The organism is Rhodococcus sp. IEGM 1406, from assembly GCF_030056745.1.
Taxonomy (GTDB): Bacteria; Actinomycetota; Actinomycetes; order Mycobacteriales; family Mycobacteriaceae; genus Rhodococcus_F; species Rhodococcus_F erythropolis.
Genome location: NZ_JASHKO010000006.1, coordinates 176,230 through 197,760, shown reverse-complemented (window position 1 = coordinate 197,760; position 21,531 = coordinate 176,230). Strand labels below are relative to the sequence as shown.

At 62.1% G+C, this 21,531-nt stretch carries 13 protein-coding genes; 5 read left to right on the top strand and 8 right to left on the bottom strand.

What is annotated here, in order from left to right; genetic code table 11:
- Positions 1 to 12 precede the first annotated feature (12 nt).
- Entirely contained in the window at positions 13 to 351 is a 339-nt protein-coding gene (locus tag QM596_RS26075) for a YbaB/EbfC family nucleoid-associated protein (protein ID WP_003943929.1), read from the bottom strand.
- 109 nt (positions 352 to 460) lie between these two features.
- Between QM596_RS26075 and QM596_RS26070 the strand changes: the two genes are divergently transcribed.
- The 3 genes from QM596_RS26070 to QM596_RS26060 all read left to right on the top strand — a co-directional run bounded on the left by QM596_RS26070 (position 461) and on the right by QM596_RS26060 (position 3,153).
- A complete protein-coding gene (locus tag QM596_RS26070) occupies positions 461 to 1,261 on the top strand; it encodes an Rv3717 family N-acetylmuramoyl-L-alanine amidase (RefSeq protein WP_021332905.1) in 801 nt (266 codons plus the stop codon).
- 84 nt (positions 1,262 to 1,345) lie between these two features.
- Positions 1,346 to 1,642, top strand: a complete 297-nt coding sequence (locus tag QM596_RS26065) for a hypothetical protein (RefSeq protein ID WP_097387981.1) — start codon at positions 1,346 to 1,348, stop codon at positions 1,640 to 1,642.
- Complete coding sequence (locus QM596_RS26060) at positions 1,642 to 3,153, top strand: alpha/beta hydrolase (protein WP_097387982.1); 1,512 nt, start codon at positions 1,642 to 1,644, stop codon at positions 3,151 to 3,153. The genes QM596_RS26065 and QM596_RS26060 overlap by 1 nt, the downstream gene beginning before the upstream one ends.
- 54 nt (positions 3,154 to 3,207) lie before the next feature.
- Here QM596_RS26060 and QM596_RS26055 read toward each other — a convergent pair whose 3' ends face one another.
- Positions 3,208 to 3,642, bottom strand: a complete 435-nt coding sequence (locus QM596_RS26055; RefSeq protein ID WP_019746544.1) for an SRPBCC family protein — start codon at positions 3,640 to 3,642, stop codon at positions 3,208 to 3,210.
- Between the two features lie 338 nt (positions 3,643 to 3,980).
- Here QM596_RS26055 and QM596_RS26050 point away from each other — a divergent pair, with 338 nt between their 5' ends.
- Positions 3,981 to 5,384: an FAD-binding oxidoreductase gene (locus QM596_RS26050; protein ID WP_019746543.1), complete on the top strand. Its 1,404-nt coding sequence runs from the start codon at positions 3,981 to 3,983 to the stop codon at positions 5,382 to 5,384.
- Complete coding sequence (locus tag QM596_RS26045; RefSeq protein ID WP_003943932.1) at positions 5,381 to 6,682, top strand: class I SAM-dependent methyltransferase; 1,302 nt, start codon at positions 5,381 to 5,383, stop codon at positions 6,680 to 6,682. Before QM596_RS26050 ends, QM596_RS26045 begins: the two co-directional genes overlap by 4 nt.
- A 23-nt stretch (positions 6,683 to 6,705) precedes the next feature.
- On the opposite strand, the gene QM596_RS26040 is transcribed toward QM596_RS26045, so the two are convergent.
- The 6 genes from QM596_RS26040 to QM596_RS26015 form a co-directional block, all read right to left on the bottom strand.
- Positions 6,706 to 7,758: a hypothetical protein gene (locus QM596_RS26040; protein ID WP_283310259.1), complete on the bottom strand. Its 1,053-nt coding sequence runs from the start codon at positions 7,756 to 7,758 to the stop codon at positions 6,706 to 6,708.
- Between the two features lie 108 nt (positions 7,759 to 7,866).
- Entirely contained in the window at positions 7,867 to 10,008 is a 2,142-nt protein-coding gene (locus QM596_RS26035) for a 3-hydroxyacyl-CoA dehydrogenase NAD-binding domain-containing protein (protein WP_003943799.1), read from the bottom strand.
- 45 nt (positions 10,009 to 10,053) lie between these two features.
- Complete coding sequence (locus tag QM596_RS26030; protein ID WP_003943886.1) at positions 10,054 to 11,268, bottom strand: acetyl-CoA C-acetyltransferase; 1,215 nt, start codon at positions 11,266 to 11,268, stop codon at positions 10,054 to 10,056.
- A gap of 222 nt (positions 11,269 to 11,490) precedes the next feature.
- Entirely contained in the window at positions 11,491 to 13,368 is a 1,878-nt protein-coding gene (locus tag QM596_RS26025) for a multicopper oxidase domain-containing protein (RefSeq protein ID WP_283310258.1), read from the bottom strand.
- A gap of 88 nt (positions 13,369 to 13,456) precedes the next feature.
- Entirely contained in the window at positions 13,457 to 15,043 is a 1,587-nt protein-coding gene (locus QM596_RS26020) for a hypothetical protein (RefSeq protein ID WP_283310257.1), read from the bottom strand.
- On the bottom strand, positions 15,040 to 21,159 hold the full coding sequence (locus QM596_RS26015; protein ID WP_283310256.1) for a type I polyketide synthase: 6,120 nt from the start codon (positions 21,157 to 21,159) through the stop codon (positions 15,040 to 15,042). The genes QM596_RS26020 and QM596_RS26015 overlap by 4 nt, the downstream gene beginning before the upstream one ends.
- Positions 21,160 to 21,531 lie beyond the last annotated feature (372 nt).

Here is a 21,531-nt window from a genome sequence, read left to right as displayed (position 1 = left end):
GCGTTCTCGTTTCTAGAAGCCGGGGAGACCGGGAAGGCCTCCGCCGAGTCCGCCGGCCAACGGGCCGAGCTTCTCAGCAGCGACTTCCTGTGCTTTGCGCGAAGCGTCCTCGATCGCGCCGATCACCAGATCCTGCAGCGTCTCGACGTCTTCAGGGTCGACGACCTTGGGATCGATCTGCAGACCAACAACCTCGCCGGTGCCCTTGACCGTGGCGACAACCAGTCCGCCACCGGCCTGACCGGTCACTTCGGCCTGAGCCATTTCCTGCTGCGCCGCCATCAATTGCTGCTGCATCTGCTGAGCCTGAGCCAACAGAGCAGACATGTCGGGTGCTCCACCTGGTTGCACGAGCGGTCCTTTCTACAGAGTTATCCCCACCAGCGTAGTCGGTGCGCGCTACCGTGAGCGGGTGCGCCGGAACCAGTCAGACACCGTAAAACCGTCAGGTAGGTCAAACATGGCATCACGTGTGTTCCGCTCCACTGCCCTGATCGCCGTGGTCGGGGCTGGGCTTCTGAGCGCTGCGTGCACGATTCCGACCGAGACTGCCGAGGCCACGACTTCGGTCGAGGTGTCTCCGCTCAGCACTGTGGCCGCTGGCGTCCCCGCTGCACTCACCGGCAAGGTCGTCTTCCTCGATCCCGGGCACAGCGGGGCGAACGACGACAGCATCAACACCCAGGTCCCCACGGGCCGCGGCGGCACCAAGAACTGCCAGACCACCGGCACCAACACCGATGCCGGGTTCCCCGAGCACACCTTCAACTGGGAAGTCGCGAGCCTGGTCAAGAGCGAGCTCGAAGGACAAGGCGCAACTGTCGTCCTGAGTCGACCCGATGACGTCAGCGTCGGATCATGCGTCGACGCACGTGCCGAAGCCGCCAATTCCTCCGGCGCCGACGTAGTGGTGAGCATTCACGCGGACGGCGCAGCGGCCGGGGCCGAGGGCTTCCACGTCTGCTACTCCGCGCCCCCGCTGAATACGGTGCAGGCCGGCCCGTCCGTCGCCTTTGCCGAAACCATGCGCGACTCACTCGTCACCGCCGGGCTCACCCCGTCGACCTACATCGGTGACGACGGGTTGGCGCCACGCGCCGATCTGACGGGTCTCAATCTGTCGCAGCGGCCGTCGATTCTGGTCGAACTCGGCAACATGCGAAATGCCGACGAGGCAGCGCGCATGACGAGCCCGGACGGTCAGCAGGAGTACGCAACCGCCGTCACCAGCGGAGTCACCGCCTTCCTGACAACCCCCTGACCTCGCTACTGTGGAGAAATCCCGATTGTCCACAGGAAACTCGGCACCGTCCCGCTAGCCAGCTCACCTGGATACGGTTCTGCCATGGGGCCGATACTTCAGGTAGATTTCGCTGCTCTGCAGCAACTTTCAGCTGATCTGTCTCGAATTGCGGATCAGATCTCGGGGATCGATTCCGCCGGACCGATTTTCGAAGCCGCGGCGGCCCTGACCTCGTCCGCTGTCGCGGCTGTGTCGACTGGGAATGCCGGAGTCATCGCCGACGCGTACCGGTACCTGGCTACGCAATTGGGACTCATGGCGTCGGGAACCGCTGCCGCAGCACGTCTGTACGACGCTGCCGAGGGCGAAGTGGTGTCCGAACTGCGCGGAACCTACTGATGCAGTCCACCATCTCTCAGCTTCGAACGTGGTCACCGGAGAAATTGCGCACGAGCGCTTCGGAACTGATCGACATCGACCGGCAGATCGAAGCTCTCGGCAATGACGCCGGACGCAGCATCGACGGCGTCCGCGAATTCTGGCAGGGACAAGCGTCGAGCGCGGCGGCAGTGCAGTGGTCTGGCATCTCGCTTTCCTCGTCGCGGCTGTCGATTGCTGTTCGCATAGTTGCGGATCTATATGGCAGAGCAGCCAATACGATCGGTGCAGCGCGAAAATCAGTTCTGGACCTGGTCGAGGAGGCGACTCTCGAACACGGCTTGACGGTGTCAGACAGTGGAGCTGTATCGGCGCCTGAGACGAAGCAGCCGTGGAATCTGGCCGACGTCATGCAAGATTCCGAAAACGCCACGGCTGCAGAGATTTTTCAGCAGAGGATCTCCACTGCATTGACGGCACTCGACGATGAAGAAAACCGGGCCGCGACTGCTCTGGGTGAGGCATTCCGGGAGATCGGATCACTCCTTGGCAATCAGACTGATCGCCTCAACCGCACTGTCGTCGACATCATCGATGGGAGGTCGACACTCCCCGGGACACCAACGGAGCTACACCGACTGTGGGAATCGCTCACTCCCAACGAGAAAGACGCGTTGGCGAGGTGGGATCCGTCCATCGGTAGCCGCGACGGCCTTCCCGCTCTAGACCGGGACTACTACAACCGGCGGTACCTCTCTGCGCTCGAGCAGTTGCCGGATCGAACGGTAGCTGCCGGATACACGGCCGTGCGCGGCGAACTGCGACCGGACACGTTCCTTCTCTCGGTCACGGATGGGCACGCCGTAGTGGCAGTCGGTAATCCCGATGCCGCCGACAACGTCGCAACACTGGTTCCCGGAACCGGCTCCGGGCTGTCGGGCGTCGGCGGAGATCTGCAACGAACCAAGGCCATGTACGACTCGGCGGTGAGGGCGGCGCCAACGGAAGCCACATCAGTGATCCTGTGGTCCGGATACGACGCTCCCCCAGGCATTCCCGATGCAGCCTCGGATCAGCACGCCAACTCCGCGGCACCGAGGCTGGACAGCTTCCAGGACGGGTTACGAACCTCGCATGACGGTCAGCCGTCGCACAACGTGGTGATCGGTCATTCCTACGGCAGCACCGTCGTCGGTGCTGCGACTACCCGTGGCGCTTCTCTCGACGTCGACGAACTGGTTTTTGTCGCAAGCCCGGGCGTCGATGCCGAGCGCGTGAACGAACTGAGCCTGGACGGCGTCGACTCGGACGAGGTGGCGCGCCATGTTCATTCGACGACGGCCTTCTGGGATCCGGTCCAATTGATCCCCAAGATCCTCGGAGTCCACGGGTTCGACCCGTCGGATCCGGAATTCGGCGCGCAGATATTCGCCGGATCACCCGGGCAGCCTGGGTTCGGAGTTCACAGCGACTACTGGGAAAGCGGAAACCCCGCACTCACCGAATTGGGGCGGATCATTACCGGCCCATGAAAGAAGGCGCCGTACCGGTGAAGGTACGACGCCATCTCGGTGATGCAGGATCAGTTAGACGAGTTCGCGCTTGAGGTTGTCCAGGACCTGGGCCTGGATGCGCTGCAGACCCTTCGGGGCGAACGTGCGCTCGAAGAATCCGCCGATACCGGTGGCACCCTGCCACTGGGTGAGCGTCGTCACCGTCGTTCCGGTGCCGTTGGGGGCAACGGTCCAGGTGGTGACGAGGCTGGAGTTCGCGTCCTTCTCGGTGATGACGTTGCCGTCGACCGTAACGGTGGCCTTGACGTTGCGCGAGCGCTTTTCCGTCGCCTTCAGCGTCCACTGCGCGACGGTGCCGTCACCCTGGCCGCCTTCGACGACCTTGTAGTCGAGGTACTGCTCGGACAGGATCCGCGGGCGAACCGTCTCGTAGTCCGCGAGCGCCGCGAGCACCTTGTCGGGTGCTGCTGTGACGACTATCGAACTCATTGCATTGACCTGACCCATATGCCCTACGTCTCCTTGCTCGACCAACGCGGCTCGATACCGCGAATGACTACCCGAATCCGCACCTCGAACTGCGCAGATATTCCTTTCCATACTGCCTGCTGCGCCCGGGTATCTCGACCATCTACCCATTCCGTGTGAGCTGGTTCACCACTCGGAGCATTTACCGAGTTCGATTGCAACAACTCGATCAAATTCGGGCATTAATACCCCTCCGGATAGCTTGCACACGCAACTACCGATAGCGTCAGGGTGTGACTCTCTCGTTCAATGGGGTAGTTCAGAAGTTAGATCGAATCCGGACAAAGCAAGGCCCGGGTTCCGATGCTGCGCGTGAAATGGGGTTCGAGCAGCACAGAGAAGGCGTCGAACGCCTACTCGCGTCATACCGCGCCATTCCCGCCGATGCTTCTGTACGCCTGGCAAAGAAGACATCCAATCTGTTCCGCGCTCGCGCCAAGACGTCGGCCCCCGGCCTCGACGTCAGCGGTCTGGCAGGTGTCATCGCCGTCGATGCGCAGGCGCACACAGCCGACGTCGCCGGCATGTGCACCTACGAAGACCTCGTCGACGCGACGCTGCCCTACGGTCTGGCGCCACTGGTCGTACCTCAACTCAAGACCATCACCCTGGGCGGTGCGGTGACGGGCCTGGGCATCGAGTCCACCTCGTTCCGCAACGGCCTGCCACACGAGTCGGTGCTCGAAATCGACGTACTGACCGGCAGCGGCGAGATCATCACCGCAACGCCGGACGGCGAACACGCCGAACTGTTCTTCGGTTTCCCCAATTCCTACGGCACACTTGGCTATTCGACGCGATTGAAGATCGCACTCGAACCCGTCAAAAAGTACGTCGCCCTGCGTCACGTGCGCTTCGATTCGTTGAAGAAGCTCGAAGAAACGATGGATCGCATCGTCACCGAGCGCGAGTACGACGGGATCGCCGTCGACTATCTCGACGGGGTGGTCTTCACCGATTCCGAGAGCTACCTCACACTCGGCGTACAAACCGACGAGGAAGGCCCGGTCAGCGATTACACCGACCAGGACATCTTCTACCGGTCGATCCAGCATCCGTCACTCACACAGCCCAAGACGGATCGCTTGACCATTCGGGACTACCTGTGGCGCTGGGACACCGACTGGTTCTGGTGCTCACGGGCTTTCGGTGCACAGAACCCGAAGATTCGACGCTTCTGGCCCAAGCAGTACCTGCGCAGCAGCTTCTACTGGAAGCTGATCGCCCTCGACCACAAGTACGACATCGGAGATCGCCTCGAAAAGCGCAAGGGCAAGCCCCCGCGCGAACGCGTCGTCCAGGACGTCGAGGTACCCATCGAACGAACCGCGGACTTCGTCTCGTGGTTCCTCGAGGAAATTCCGATCGAACCACTGTGGTTGTGCCCGTTGCGTCTTCGTGAGCCCAGCCCGGCCGCTGCCTCAGCTTCTCGGCCGTGGCCCCTCTACCCCCTCGAACCCAAGCGCACCTACGTCAACATCGGCTTCTGGTCTTCGGTGCCGATCGTTCCCGGCGAGCGCGAGGGGGCAGCAAATCGACTGATCGAAGAAAAGGTCAGCGATTTCGACGGACACAAATCGCTCTACTCCGACTCCTACTACTCGAAGGAAGACTTCGAGGAGCTGTACTACGGCGGCGACCGGTACATCGGACTCAAGGAACGCTACGACCCGAAATCCCGTTTATTGGATCTATTCTCTAAGGCGGTGCAACGTAAATGACCACGTTCAAAGACTCCAAAAGCCAGGACAAGCTCTCTATTGCCGAGATTCTCGAGACGCTTTCCGACGGCATGCTGCCGCTTCGATTCACCGCGTACGACGGCAGCACCGCCGGCCCCGAAGATGCCGACTACGGACTGCACCTCAAGTCGACTCGCGGAACCACTTATCTCGCAACGGCGCCCGGCGATCTCGGCATGGCCCGCGCGTACGTCTCCGGCGATCTCGAAGCCGAGGGTGTTCACCCCGGTGATCCGTACGAGATCCTGCGCATCATGGGTGACGAACTCCACCTCAAGCGCCCGTCGGCACTGACACTCGCCAGCATCACCCGCTCACTTGGCTGGGATCTGTTGCGGCCCATCGCCCCGCCGCCCCAGGAACACCTTCCTCGCTGGCGTCGCGTCGCAGAAGGACTGCGTCACTCCAAGACTCGTGACGCCGAAGTCATCCATCACCATTACGACGTCTCCAACACCTTCTACGAGTACGTCCTCGGCCCGTCCATGACGTACACCTGTGCCGCCTACGACAATGCGGAACAGACGCTCGAAGAAGCCCAGGAGAACAAGTACCGCCTGGTGTTCGAGAAGCTCGGACTCCAGAAGGGTGATCGACTTCTCGACATCGGTTGCGGCTGGGGCTCGATGGTTCGCTACGCGGCCCGACGCGGCGTCAAGGTGATCGGCGTGACTCTCTCACGCGAGCAAGCGGATTGGGCACAGAAGGCCATCGAGGACGAGGGCCTCGCCGATCTCGCCCAGGTCCGTTTCTCCGACTACCGCGACGTGGCCGAAACCGGATTCGACGCAGTGTCCTCCATCGGCCTGACCGAGCACATCGGCGTCGGAAACTACCCGGCGTACTTCGAGTTCCTCAAGGGCAAGCTGCGTGAAGGTGGGCGCCTGCTCAACCACTGCATCACCCGTCCGGACAACCGAAGCAGTGCCAAGGCAGGCGGATTCATCGACCGGTACGTCTTCCCCGACGGGGAGCTCACCGGTTCGGGTCGCATCATCTCCGAGATCCAGAACGTCGGTCTCGAGGTGCGCCACGAGGAGAACCTGCGCGAGCACTACGCACTGACGCTCGCCGGATGGTGCCAGAACCTCGTCGACAACTGGGACGCCTGCGTCGCCGAGGTCGGCGAGGGAACCGCACGCGTCTGGGGCCTGTACATGGCCGGCTCACGACTCGGGTTCGAGCGCAATGTCGTTCAGCTGCACCAGGTTCTGGCCGTCAAGCTAGGCCCCAAGGGTGAGGCGCATGTGCCGCTTCGCCCGTGGTGGAAGGCCTAGGGAGCTCCGCTCCCTGTGAGTGGTTAAGGAGTCTCTGCACTCCTTAACCACTCACAGGCCCCGCAGGGGTTCTCCCCTCTTCTCTCCCAACCTCCCCGCCGCAAGACCATCTCCACCTCGTGCGCAACCTGGCACGGGGTCTTCATCACCTCGTCGAATCCGTAGACCAACCGCGGACGACGCGCCAGCTCTGCCGCGTTGTCACGACGGCGATCACGGAATGCCACCTCGGCCATGGAATGCGCCCACCGACCGTCGAGACGCACGATCAGCGGCACACTGACTTCGCTGTAATCACAATCCTCGTACAGCGTGCGACCGTCGACGCGAACCGGTGATTGGCGTCTGGCCGCGGGCAACCCGTGTGCTTGCTCCACATCCACCGCATAGTGATATTCGAGAGTCGATTGCACCCCGTCTGCCAAAAGCTTCACCGCACTTTCGAGGGCCTTCCGGTATCTACGGGGTGAGCGCTCCTCCATGCGTCGGCGGATGTCCGTCAAGCGGATGCGGCCGTTGGTGACTGTGGTGATGAGGCTGACATAGGCCTCGCGCGGAGTCGGTTCTGCGACGGCCAGATCGAGTGCTGTATCAGCCTTGCCGGTGCGCGGCATCTGCGCGTCGACGCCGATGTGACGATGAGCCCTCGAACGGTGGACCACAACGCCGGGATGGAGGACAGTGCCGATCAGGGGTGATGGATGTCGGTCGGCGCCGAGGCCACGAACGAAAGTGGCGGCCTGAGAGATTGCAGACTTCCCGTACGGAACGGTGATATGTACGGGTGCAGTGTTGTCCGGCCGACGCATCGACCATTCCTCAGCGGCGGTGTGATGGCTGAGCATCGACGACCCGCCACCGTACAAGAGCGCGGCCTCGAGTACGGCATACCTGGTCAATGGGCCCGTGGTGACGGAGTAGACGCCGCGAAGAACAGTTTGCCAGCGTCCGACCTCAACTCGTTGTTTCACGCGAGAGCGAGGAAATCCGATGGTGTGAAGTTGGGTGTGAGTGACCAGTCCGTGCTGAGCATCGACGACGGTCTGCAATGCATCGATTTCTGTATGTGAAGGCATACGACGAGCCTGCAAATACATACAGAAGGAATTCGCCGAGAAAACCAACCTGTGGATAAAGCTGTGCGCGGTTAGGAAGTGTTGAGACTCCCTAACCGCGCACGGGGGCTATGCCCCTAGCGAAGCCGGCGGGGTGAACCGCGGGCCGTACTGCGCAGCGAGTTCCTTTGCGCGAGCGACGAAGCCGGCCGTGCCGCCCTCGTATCCGACGATGAACTGGTGAACGCCACCGGTCCAGGCCGGGAATCCGATGCCCATGATGGAGCCGATGTTGGCGTCCGCCGTGGTGATCAGGACGTTCTCGTCGAAGCACTTCTGCGTCTCGATCGCCTCGATGAACAGCATGCGGTCGATGAGGTCCTGGATCGGAGCATCGGAGGTTCCGGAGTTGAAGTTCTCGCGGAGTCCGGACCACAGGCCGGTGCGCTTGCCCTCGGCGTAATCGTAGAAGCCCGCTCCACCGAGCTTGCCCTTACGATCGAACTTCTCGACGAGGGTGTTGATGACCTCGCCGGCCGGATCTGCCGGCAGTTCCTTGCCCTCGGCCTTGGCGGCGTCGGCAGATTCCTTGCGGATCTTCTGCATGAGGGTGAGGTTGAGCTCATCCGAAAGCTGAAGCGGCGCAGCCGGGTAACCGGCCTGCATACCGGCCTGCTCGATGGTGGCAGGCTCGACGCCCTCGGCGAGCATGCCGATGGCCTCGTTGATGAAGGTTCCGATGACACGCGAGGTGAAGAAGCCACGCGAGTCGTTGACCACGATCGGCGTCTTGCGGATCGCCTGGACATAGTCGAACACGCGAGCCAGAGTCTCGTCGGAAGTCTTCTCACCGCGGATGATCTCCACCAGCGGCATCTTGTCGACGGGCGAGAAGAAGTGGATGCCGATGAAGTCTTCCTGACGCTTCACGCCGGTGGCGAGACCCGTGATGGGCAGCGTCGAGGTGTTCGAGCCCAGCAGTGCCTTGGGATCGACGATGTCCTCGATCTCCTGGAACACCTTGTGCTTGAGTTCCTGACTCTCGAAGACCGCTTCGATGACGAAGTCGACGCCGGCGAAATCTGCCGGGTCAGCCGTCGGGGTGATCTTGGCGAGGAGTGCGTCGGACTTCTCCTGCGTGGTCTTGCCGCGCGAGAGTGCCTTGGCCTCAATGCCTTCGGCGTACGCCTTGCCCTTGTTGGCAGCCTCGATGCTGACGTCCTTGAGGACGACGTCGAAGCCGGCCTTCGCGGAGACGTACGCGATGCCCGCGCCCATCATGCCCGCGCCGAGGACGCCGACCTTCTTGATGGTGGACTTCTCGATGCCTGCCGGACGTGAACCGCCGCCGTTGATCGACTGCAGGTCGAAGAAGAACGCCTGAATCATGTTCTTCGCGACGCGGCCGGTCACCAGCGAGGTGAAGTAGCGAGCCTCGATGAGGAGCGCGTTGTCGATGTCGACCTGCGAGCCTTCGACGGCTGCGGCCATGATGGCGCGCGGAGCCGGCATCGGAGCACCCTTGAGCTGCTTACGCAGGTTCGCGGGGAACGCCGGAAGGTTGGCAGCGAATGCCGGGGTGGACGGGGTTCCGCCAGGGATCTTGTAGCCCTTGACATCCCACGGCTGAACGCCGCCTTCGGGGTTGGCCTTGATCCATGCCTTCGCAGCCGGAACCAGTTCTTCCACCGAGCCGACGACCTCGTCGATGAGGCCGACTTCCTTGGCCTGAACGGGTCCACGCTGCTGCCCCTGGAGCAGGACGCCCATGAGCGCGTTCTGCAGACCGAGCATCCGCACGGTGCGCACGACGCCGCCGCCGCCGGGCAGCAGGCCGAGGGTGACCTCGGGCAGGCCGATCTTGACGCCCTTGACGTCTGCCGCGATGCGGTGGTGGGTCGCGAGAGCGATCTCGAGGCCGCCGCCGAGCGCCGCACCGTTGATGGCGGCGACTACCGGCTTGCCGAGAGTTTCGAGGCGACGCAGGTCTGCCTTGATCTCGACGCTGTGGTTGTAGATCTCCTCGGCCTGCTCGGGGCCGACCTTGATCATGTTCTTGAGGTCGCCACCGGCGAAGAAGGTCTTCTTGCCTGAGGTGATGACGGCACCGGTGATGGAGTCCTTCTCGGCGACCAGACGGTCGACGGTGGCCTTCATCGACGCGATGTACGCGTCGTTCATGGTGTTTGCGCCCTGGTTGGGATCGTTGATGGTGAGCACGACGATGCCGTCGGCGTCCTGGTCCCAGTTGATGATGTTCTGATCAGTCACTTTGCTTGACTCCTGGTAAGCCTCGTTGGAAGGACGGACGCCGCGTCAGACGCGCTCGATGATGGTGGCAACGCCCATACCGCCGCCGATGCACAGGGTGATGAGGGCGCGCTTGCCGCCACGACGCTCGAGCTCGTCGACCATCGTTCCGGTGATCATCGCGCCGGTTGCACCGAGCGGGTGACCCATGGCGATCGCGCCACCGTTGACGTTGAGCTTCTCGTCCGGGATGTTCAGGTCCTTCTGGAACTTCAGGACGACGGAAGCGAATGCCTCGTTGATCTCGAAGAGGTCGATGTCGTCGACCGTCAGGCCGGCAGCTGCCAGAACCTTCTTCGACGCCGGCGTCGGGCCGGTGAGCATGATGGTGGAGTCGGCGCCGCTGGTGGCGGTGGCGACGACGCGAGCGCGCGGCGTCAGACCCATGTCCTTGCCGGCCTGCTCGCTACCGACGAGCACGAGGGCAGCGCCGTCGACGATTCCCGAGCTGTTGCCGCCGTGGTGAACGTGGTTGATCTTCTCGACCCAGTGGTACTTCTGCAGCGATACGGCGTCGAATCCGCCGATTTCACCGATCACACCGAACGCGGAAGCCAGGCCGGCAAGGTTCTCGGCCGTGGTGCCCGGACGCATGTGCTCGTCGTTGTCGAGGATGGTGATGCCGTTGATGTCCTTGACCGGCACTACCGACTTGGCGAAGTATCCGCCGGTCCACGCCTTGGCGGCGAGGTCCTGCGAGCGCACGGCGTATGCATCGACGTCGTCACGCGAGAAGCCCTCGATGGTGGCGATGAGGTCTGCGCCGACGCCCTGCGGCACGAAGTAGTTGTCGTAGTTGGTGGCGGGGTCGAGCGCCCACGGTCCACCGTCGGATCCCATCGGAACGCGGGACATCGACTCGACGCCACCGGCGATCACCAGTTCGTCCCAGCCGGACCGAACCTTCTGAGCTGCCATGTTGACGGCTTCGAGGCCGGAAGCGCAGAAACGGTTGAGCTGAACGCCGCCGACGGTGTCCGGCAGTCCCGCATCGTTGACTGCAACGCGGGCGATGTCCATTCCCTGATCGCCAACGGGGGTGACGACGCCCAGGATGAGGTCGGAGATCCGATCCTCGTCGAGGTCGGGAAAGCGCACGCGCAGTTCCTGGATCAGACCCGTGACCAGCGAGATCGGCTTGACCGAGTGCAACGACCCGGTCTTCTTGCCGCGGCCTCGCGGGGTACGGATGGCTTCATAAATGAATGCCTCTGTGGTCACTGTGAGGTGTTCCTTCCGTGTAATTCGTCGAACCGGTCTGCAGATCGTCCGCGCCGCCTTCGGTGGTGGCGCATGGCCGAGGTACAGACCTCAGCCCTTTCACTGTAGAACGTGTTCCAAATTCATGGGAAGGACCGAAGCGATCCTGCTAGGTGACCGAGGTGATCCGACGCGCGAACGCCCGCCCGCTTCGGTTCATTTCGAGAGCGCCCCCGGAAGCACTCACGGCACGATGCGATACGGCAACATCATGTCGTGATCTTCGTGATCGAGTAGATGGCAATGCCACACGTATCCCTGGAGCCGACCGGTGTTACTCGCGTCGTGGTTGCTCATGCCGTGGTGCCCGTTTCCCTGATGCGCCTGATCACCGCCCGTCATCCCACCGCCCGTCATCCCACCGCCCGCCATCCCACCGCCCGTCATCACAGCGCTCGGAAGACGATCGAACATCGCGTCGGGATCGAAACCCAGCTCATCCTCGGTGGGGAATCGCACGATGATCCGGGTGACAGTGCCGCCGTCCACCCTGACGGTGTCCTTCATCCCCGCTTCCCACGGCGCCGGCGCGATTATCGGCCCCGCCTCGAACCCGTCGGGCGACGGAGTCCACTTGTTGCCGATCACCGGCTGCGGATGGCGGATCAAGTACTCCAGCGTCCGCATCGGTGTCCTGCCGAGAATCCGGAAATTCACCAGGTGCAGGTGTATCGGATGCGGGTCCGGCGTGGTGTTGACGATGTTCCACTGCTCGACGGTGCCTTGCCGCGGCCTCTCGACGTCCGTGGTGCTGAACGTCAGGTTGTTCAGCGTCATCTGAGCCGGTGGATTCCGCAGTTCCAGTTGCTGGCTCACTGTCACCGTGCGAATTACCGTCGGCTGCTCCAACGGGGCGAGAACGTCACGTTGTCGGCGCCCACCGCGCAGTTGCGACGGAACACCACCGGTGAATCCGCGCCTGGAGTCGCCGCGGAACCGGCAGAACAGCGGCATAGTCACTTCACCGATGACAGCAGCGGGCAGCGGGGGCGCCTCGTCGTTGCGGAGCTCCACCGTCGAACCCTCCGACAGTCCGGTGAAATCGACGAGGAGGTCGTACCGCTCCCCCGGTGCGCAGCGGAAGGCATTGACCGCGACGGGTGCGTCGAGCATTCCGGCGTCGTTGCCGATGACCCAGAACGTCATCATGTTCGAGAAGTGAAGATTCCACACACTTGCCGACGACGCATTGACGATGCGGAAGCGGTAAAGGCCCCGAGCCACAGACAGTTCCGGCCACACCTTGCCGTTGACCAAGCCGACGTCGCCCACCGTGCCGCCTTCCCACGATCCTTCCGGGATCAAGATGGTGGATCGGCCGTTCTGGGCGCCTGTCGGCGTGAAGATCTTCTCCTGCAGGATCAACGGGATCTCGAATTCCTCGGCCGGCAACCCCAACGGATTTCCCAGTTTGCCGGTGTCGAATTCATCCCTGATCAGATAGTTGCCGATCAGACCGGCGTAGACGTTGAGCCGGGTGATGCCCATCGCGTGATCGTGATACCAGAGGTGGGCGGCTTCCTGGCCGTGCGAAAAGTGATGCATCGCAGCCTGTCCCGGCATCACCAGCAGTTCCGGGTGGCCGTCGCTCTCAGGTGAAGTGACTCCACCGTGCAAGTGCAACGACGTCGGCGGTTTCGCACGAAAGTCGGCCTGCATTCCGTGCAGCGTCATATCCATGTCCGCTGCCAACGGATGTCCGGTCAGATCGTTCTCGAACGTCAACATGATCGGCTCGCCGGAATGCGCCTCGACGGTCGGGCCCAGATAACCGCCACCGATCTCTCCGCTGCGGTACGACAGTGCCGGGGACGATGGAAAGTCCCGATGAAAGGCATGTTGCCCCACTTGCGCTGTCAGCGTGATCTCGTTTCCGGAAAGCGTCGACAACGAGGGTAGTTCGTCACAAAACGGCTCGAACTCCGGCGAATGAAAAATCAACGGCGACTCGATGTCCGCGCTCCCGGTTGGAACAGCACTTGCCTTTGCACCCAATGCAACCGCCACCGTGCCGACTGCCGACCCCTTCAGAACCGACCTTCTCGAAACCCCGATACCCATACATACCCCTCCCCATCGAAACGGGTTGCGTTCTCCGGCAAGGAAAACGCAACCCGTCTCTCCACTTCGATCTCGGAAAATCCCCCGTCTACTTTCCGTCGATCGCCTCCAGCACCGAATCGATCAGTGACTGCGGAAGTTTCGACGGCGGAGAGATTTCCAGTTCTCCCGGAGCGCCCGGCATCGTCCAGACAGTTCTGTGCCGAGCGATCGCGAGCTTCTCCCGTGATCCGTCCTGATTGACCTTGAAGTACTCGAACTCGAGGTCGATCCCCCTCTCGTAGAGGGCAGCCAAGGACATCGTGACCAGGACGTCGTCGAACGGCATGACCTCGCGCAGATGCTCAACCCTGGTGTGCACACAACGCAGTTCCCCGAGAGCGCCTCTGGCCGCCATGGCCTCACGCTGAGAACGGGCGAGGAACTTGTCCCGAACCCTCGACTGCCAGATGTAATAGTTGCCGAAGTAGATGTTGCCCACGACGTTTCCGTCCTGCATCGTCGTCGAGAACACCTCGGATTCGAGCAGGTACGGATTGCGCGGCACCATCGGAGCCGAGCGGATCAAGGAACCACGATCGACGTCCTTCGGTTGTGTGGGGACAGCGATGTTCTTCGCCCCCGTCGGAATCGTCATCGGCTCGATGAAATCGTGGAAGTACTGCGGCATCGGCCGTGCCGCCACCACACCGTGGGAGAGGATTTCCACCCACGTCGTCTGCATCGCACTCCATCCGATGTGTGTGCGCGTCTCGCCGTCGACCCGGCACCATTCGACATGCAGATTGGTGGTTGCCCGATCCGGACCGGTGAGCTCGGTGATCCAGATGGTCCCCTCGACAATGTCGTCGGTGTACAGGTTCGCATCGATGAACACCTCGGAGTTGTTGGTCACCATGCCCCAACGACCCGTCGCCATGTCCTCCACGATCTGCTTCGAGATCGGTCCGGTTCCCCTCTCTCGCAAAGCGCCCAACCACAGCGCGAAGCTCGCGAACCCCACTGATCCACCGACGTTGCACGCGTCCCGGAACCCGACGGGGAACCGGATCGACACCGCCGGGTAGCCGCTCCGAGCCACCACATGCACGTCGGAGCCGTAGGCCATCGGATCGAACTGCGCGAGAGACTTCGCCGACAACGGGCCGGTGTCGAACTGTGGTGCCGGGTCCTGCGCCGACTCTTCGGCATCCGCCTCGTCCGAAACACGCTCTTCGGCATCCGCCTCATCGGTCACGAAAGCGAGAATCCGCTCCTCGTTGTCCGTCAACAGAGCCGGAAAGGTCAGAACCACCACGCTTCCCTCTGCGCCGCCGCGGAAGGTCACTGCGTCGTCCTCCCTGGCGCCCATCGCCAGAGAAACCGACATCTGCCCCGTGGCCTTTCGGATCGCCTCGGCCGCCGCCCACAGCCTGGTTCCCGCACGATCGAGTGATTCGCCGCCTGCGATCAACTCGTCGAGCAGCGGAATCCGCGCCGAACCCAGAAGCGCCTTCCACTGCACGACGGTTCGGGAGCGAATCGGTTCGATGTCACACCCCTGAGGCCAGTCGCCGGCCGAACTGAGTGACTTGCTGCCGTCGTGCGAGAGCGAGACATCCACAGAGGGCGGAATATCACCGACAACGACGGGCTTTCCGGTTTCCTGCCATTCGATGGCAAAGGCATTACTCATTTGATCACCACATCCTCATCGAGATGAATGTTCACGGCCGCCTCGGCGATCGGTTTCTCCTGCTCGTGGCGTTCCGACTTGGTCAACTCGTGAATCCCCGGGGTGTGCGCGACCACAACCCGCGGGCTCTTCACTCCCAACGCCCGGCTGTGTTGCGCGAGCTTGTCGAGAATGATCTGTGCGTCGCGCGCAGTCGGATCCGCGATTTCCTCAGCCGTAGGACGGCTTTCGTCGTGGGAGAGAATCTGGGAGCGATATCCCTCGAGCTGCATCACCACTCGTCCGTCCTTCACCACCGCCACGTCGGCTTGCATGTGGGTCTCTGTCTGCACCTTGTCGTAGGCGTACGCGGTGAACGAACGAGCCTCGAATCGTCCGTCGTACATGTCGATTCGCGCAATGTTGACCGGAAGGCAGATCTCCCGCGGAACCATGATCTGGCCCGATTGGAGCAGGGAATCGAGGAAATACGGATCACCGAGGAGATGCTGCTTACGGTCGGCTCGCGAAATAGCACTGAAGAGAATGTGCTCGGAATCGAGGCTCGAGATCTCTTCGAGTCGGCGGAAATCGCCCTCCTGGAACAGCAACCACGAGTAGAGGTCGTCCAACGGATCGATGTCGAGCACAGGTCGCGGCAACTCCTTCTCGAACTCCGGCAGTGATTCGTCCAGCCCGAAGATGAAGTCGGCCGAGAAATGGGGCCGCCCGTACCCGGTCCGTTCGGTGCCGATCGTGACATGCACCCGCGTTCCTGCGGCATCACGATCCTGCTCCACGACGCTTGCCTTGATCTCGACTCTGGTGCCCTCGACCGTGTCGACGACGATCGGTCGATCCAGTTTGATGTCGTCGATGCGGACGCGACCCAGGGTCACGCGTCCCGTGACATACGCCGCCGCCTGCGACATCGCCTCGAGCCCGAACACCGTCGGAAGCAGCGCCGATCCCTTCCAGACATGATCGAGGACAAAGGGATCCGCCGACGTGGACAACGTCGTCCGGGTCACCAGTTCTACCTGAGGCTCGAATGTCACCACTTGGTCGATGTAGCGCGACACCGCCGGCAGAGCCGGTGCTGCAGGCGCCCAGGTGTCGAGACCGCCGAGTCGACTGGTCACGACGATACGACTCGCCTCGGGTCCGCTGTCGACCAGGCGAAGGAAATGATCCACTCCCGCAGCCGTCGAAATCGGCATGACACCCATCTTCGCGAGGTGGTTGACACTGCCCATGCGGGCGCCCATTCCGGTCTCTCCCCACACGCTGTACGCGAGTGAGAACGTCCGAGTCTTCGGGTGCCTGGCGGCATACCGCACCACCATTTCGTCGAGAAGCTCGTTTCCGTATGCATACCAACTGTTTCCGGGCATACCCGTGAATCCGATGATGGAAGAGAAGCCCACGAACAGCTTCAAGTCACGATCAGCGAGCGCTTCGACGAAGTTGGCTGCGCCCAGGACCTTAGGTGCAACCTCCTTGAAAGCCGCAGCGCTGTCGACTCTCTCGAACCGCCGCGGAACATTTGCCCCCGCACCGTGGACAAACCCGGTGATCGGCCCCACCTCGACCTCGATCTGGGCGACGACGCCGGCCACCGCCGCGGCATCCGTGACGTTGCAGCGATAGTAGTGAGCGCTCAAACCGGCAGACGTGAAGTCCGCAAGAGTGGAGGCGATTTCGTCGCCCGCTTGTCGCTGAGAGCTTCCGATCAGCACCAGTTCGGCGCCGGTCTTTCGACCGAGGGCCAGAGCACATTGGGCCATGATGCCTTTCGCGCCACCGGTCACGACCACGACATCCGAACTTCCCAATCCGCTTTCGCGGACGGTGTAGTCGTTGGAGGCGAGAACCCGCGGTTGCAGTGCCGTGCGTCCCATCTCGGCGTCGTAAGTCGCGAACACATAGGGTGCAACCGAATCCAACTCGGAGACGACAGTGGCTGCTACCTCCGCGTCCGCAGTCGAGCCGTCGAATCCTATGACGCGCACATCCAGTTCGGGACGCTCGTGATGCACCGAAGCGGTGAAAGCCGCCACACTCGGCACCGGCGCTGGATTGCTCAACTCGACATCGGTGAACTGAACCACTGCCAATGTGGTTCGCGCGCCTCCACTTTGCTGCGCCGGAACTATCTTGTACATGTGTTCGATCCCACGGCGCAAGCCGCTTTCGGTGACGGAATCATCGGTCACGCGCGGCATTACGGCAACCACGTGGTGTGCATTCGCAGTAGTGCTGTCGGAGAATGTGCGAATGTCGACCTGAGCGCCACGACCTCGAAGTTCGGATTCCAACCTTCCGACCAAACCGGCGTCGTCACCGATGACGACAAACGTCGTGTCCGTGAGGTCTCGGACTCCGTGCAACGCTGTCTCGCTCCGAACCTTTTCCAGGGTGTAATCGCGAACCCAGGTGAAGCTGTCGGCTGATATACCCTTTGCCTTCGCCGGCAGCGCCCGCGCAGCCGGCTGCTGCTGCCCCGACTTCTCCTTCGCGGACCGATCGAGCACTTCGATCAGTTCACCCAGGCTGACGTTGACGAGTTCGGCCGGATCCAGGTCACCCTGAACACCCAATCGTGTTGCCACCGTCGCGATTGCATCGGCGGCCTTGATCGAGTCCATGTTCAGGTCGTCCAGAAGGTGGAGATCGACGTCGAGAGACTCCACCGGAAATCCGGTGTCCTCCGCGATTACCTCGAGCAGTATTCGCGACACGTCCGACTGCGCCGAACTCGCTGCTGGAACGGCAGAACCGGGATGCGGTGATGCCGCAAGGATCAGCGATGCTGCTTCTCCGATGGTGGCGTTGGCCAACTCGGCAGGGTCGAGGTCGACAACCTCGAACTGATGTGCAACCTTCGAAATAGCCTCTGCCGCACTGATCGAGTCGAGATTCAGATCATCGAGCAGACGCAGATCCGTCGTGATCGACTCGGCGGGGAATCCCGTCGTATCGGCGAGGATCCTGATCAGCTCACTTTCCACGGACCCAGCGCCCGCGACAGCCGGCTCTTCGACTACCGGAGCCGAAACCGGCGAAGGAGCTTTCGCTGCTACAGATTCGTGGCCGTTGGTGACTGCCCGCGAAGTCGGAGCAGATGGAACAGATGGAGAAGATGGAGAAGTCGCTCCACTGCCTACATCCGCGCGAATGACGTCGACGAGGAAGGTCCCGCGTCGGCTCAGGTAATCGGCCAGCGCCGCAGCCGGATCCCCGCCGGACGTACCAAGTGCGAGCGGTTCGGGAGCAGAGGCAACCGTCAGTTTCGCCTCGGCCAGGTTCTCGATGAACACCTTCTGATCGGCAGGAACGAATTCGCGCACGAACCGGCCGTCGAAAAGTTCGTTCCAGCGGACCTGAGCGCCGTGTACGTACATCGCGGCCAGTGCGACGTTGAAGTCCTCGTCGCGTCCGGACTTGGACGCAACGGGGAAGCAGCGCACGCCGTCGGTCCCATTGATCGCCTTGGTGAGCCCGGTCAGCACACGGCCGGGTCCGACCTCGACGAGCAGGTCCACTTCCTGCGAGATCCCACTTACCGTCTTGACCCAGTCAACCGGTGAGACAACCTGTTTGGTGACCAGTTCGCGAAGTGCCAGTGGCGTCTGTACGCGTTCCCCTTCGACGCAGGAATACACGGGGCAAGTCAACGAATCGACTTGCTCGTCAACGGGCGCAGTGGACTTCAGCTCCCGTTCGGCCTCGTTCATCATCTCGGAGTGGAAAGCATTCGACACGGCAAGCGCCTGAGCCGACACTCCGCGGGTCTTCGCGATGGCAACCACATCGTCGACCGCGTCTTTGGTACCCGAAACCACACTCTGCGTGGGCGTATTCAGATTCGCGACGGTCGCGTAACCCTTTGCCTCCGCGATGATCGCCTCAGCCGTCGATCGGTCGCAGGTCAGGCTCGCCATTGCGCCGTTTCCACCACCACTGACAGCCATGGCCGCACCCTTCGCCGCAGCCAAGGTGATCAGCGTCTTCTGGTCGTAAGCTCCGGCCGCGTAGAGCGCAGTCAACTCCCCGAGACTGTGGCCGGCGACAGCACTGGGTGTGACACCCAATCGGCGGAGGTACTCGAACCAGAGCAGCGACGCCAAGGCGACGGCGGGCTGGGTGAACTGTGTCTGGGCGAGGTCCCGCTTCCACTTCGCCAATTCCGCAGCGTCTGCACTCTTGACCGGGTTCCGCAGAATCCGCGGCGTGATCGCCTCCGCTCCAACTCCCTCCAACCAGCCGTCCGCCTTGGTCGCCAGTTCGCGCGCCCACTCGAAGCGCTCGATCAGCACGCGAGCCATCTCGAGTTGTTGGGATCCCTGTCCAGGGAACAGGAATCCGATGTCGTGGCGGACGCTGTTCGAAATCGAGATCTCGTTGCTCACCACCTTGACCTGGCCGGAAGCTGGAGCGGAGTTCTCGCAGATCACGGCAAGCTGACGCATGCGTTCGGCCAACTGCGCGGGACGTCCGGCCACCACTGCGGCACGGAAGGGCGCGGTCGGCGAGATCACTCGCGAGAGTTTCGCCGAAAAGTCCAGCAGCTCGGCAACACTCAACGGAACCGCCAGATCTGCAACATCCCGCGCTCGGGTCGCCAAGTCCACCGCGGAATCTGCAGAGAGTACAAATACCTCGGTGTCCTGATACGACGCCATCATCGTGCGGACGTCTTGCGAGGGTGTCAGCTTGCTGGACGGTGCATCAGCCGATTCGATCGCGACGTGGCAGTTGATACCGCCGAAACCCATGGCTTGCGCACCGGCACGCATCTTCTCCGACGGATCTCTGATCTCGCCGTTGACAAGCGGAAAGAGTGCCGGTGCTTCGGTTCCGAACGCCGGGTTCGGGTCGGTGCAACCGGCGAGCGGCGGAAGGATTCGTTGATTGACGGCCATGGTCGCCTTGATCAGCGCAAGGATGCCCGACGCCGCCTTCGTGTGCCCGATCAGCGACTTCAGTGAGGTCATGCCGATGCTACGAGCCTCGACGGGTCCGTCCGTCTGCGCGGCCTGTTGGACGCCGGCCAATTCGACAGGGTCCCCGACGGGAGTACCAGTTCCGTGTCCTTCGACAAAGGCAACCTCGCTGGCCGCGAATCCCGCTCCCGAGTATGCGCGACGGATCATTTCGGCCTGAGTTTCGGCGCGGGGCTTGGTAATTCCACCCTTGCCATCGGTAGAGATACCCCAGCCGCGAATCGTCGCGTACACGTAGTCGCCGTCCGCCCTGGCGTCCTCGAGTCGTTTCAAGGCCACGAATCCGCAACCTTCACCCGGGATGAATCCGCTTCGGCTTGCGTCGTACACGTTCATGTCGCCGCGTGTCAGTGCACCCAAACGGGCGAATCCCACCAGTTCCAAAGGATCCAGGCTGACGTCGACTCCACCTGCCAATACGAAGTCGGCCGCGCCGGACGCCAGCTTTTCGGCTGCAGTCGCCACCGCGAGCATTCCGGACGCGCACGCACCGTCCACGACGTACCCGCCGCCGTTGAAGTCGAGGTAATTGCAGATACGGCCGGCGATCGTATTCGACAACATGCCGGCCAGAGTGTCTTCACTCGGCTCCACCAACGGGCCTTTGTAGACCTCTTCCATCGTCTCGGCGAGAGCATCGGCGACGGAACTGTCCAACTGGCGCGCTTCGGCTGCCACAGCGAGTGCGCGCTTGACGTAAGGCCAACGCAAACGCATCGACCACATCCGGGATTCTTCACCGGTGAGGGAGTTGCCGACGATTGCGGCGCTGCGTCCAGTTGGCACCGATCCTCGGCTGTAGCCCGCGTCCGTCAAAGCCCCGAGTGCTGTTTCCAGCGCCAACCAGTGTGTGAGATCTGTCGACTTGAAGGTTCGCTCCGGTATCCGGCGACCGACCCAGTCGAATTCGAAACCGTCCATGAACGCGCCGCGGTCGGCGTATGTCTTGTCGACGTCGTCAGGGCTCGCGCTCCAGTAGTCGTCGAGCGACATCCGCGACTCGGGAAACTTTCGGAATTGCATCCGTCGCGCGAGGACGTTCTCCCAAAATCCTTGCAGATCATGGGCACCGGGAGACCACATGCTCATCCCGACTATCGCGATCGCGGGATTAGTTGAATCTTCAGTCATCTTACACTTCCTATTTTCGCGCGCATCCACGGGAGACTCAATCGACCGAAGACTAACCACGCATTCAGCCGTGTGTAAAACGCAGATTCACCTCAAGGCATAAACAAATAACAAAGGTCGTTCAGCTCCGTGAACATGTGTCAGCAATTTGACAGCAATCGATAGTTAGCTGTAACTCGGAGTTACTTATTTGCTTCGTCGCCGGTCAAGCAGTGGTTTGAACATCCGTACCGGACACCGGTTTCACGGCCACCGTTTTCTCGAGATCGGCAAATGCTCAGTTGAGTGCGCACCGAAATGCCGCAATGCCGAATATGTGGCCAATTCGCCGAATGTCCCAAATTGGTCGATCACCGCAAAACAAACATCCGA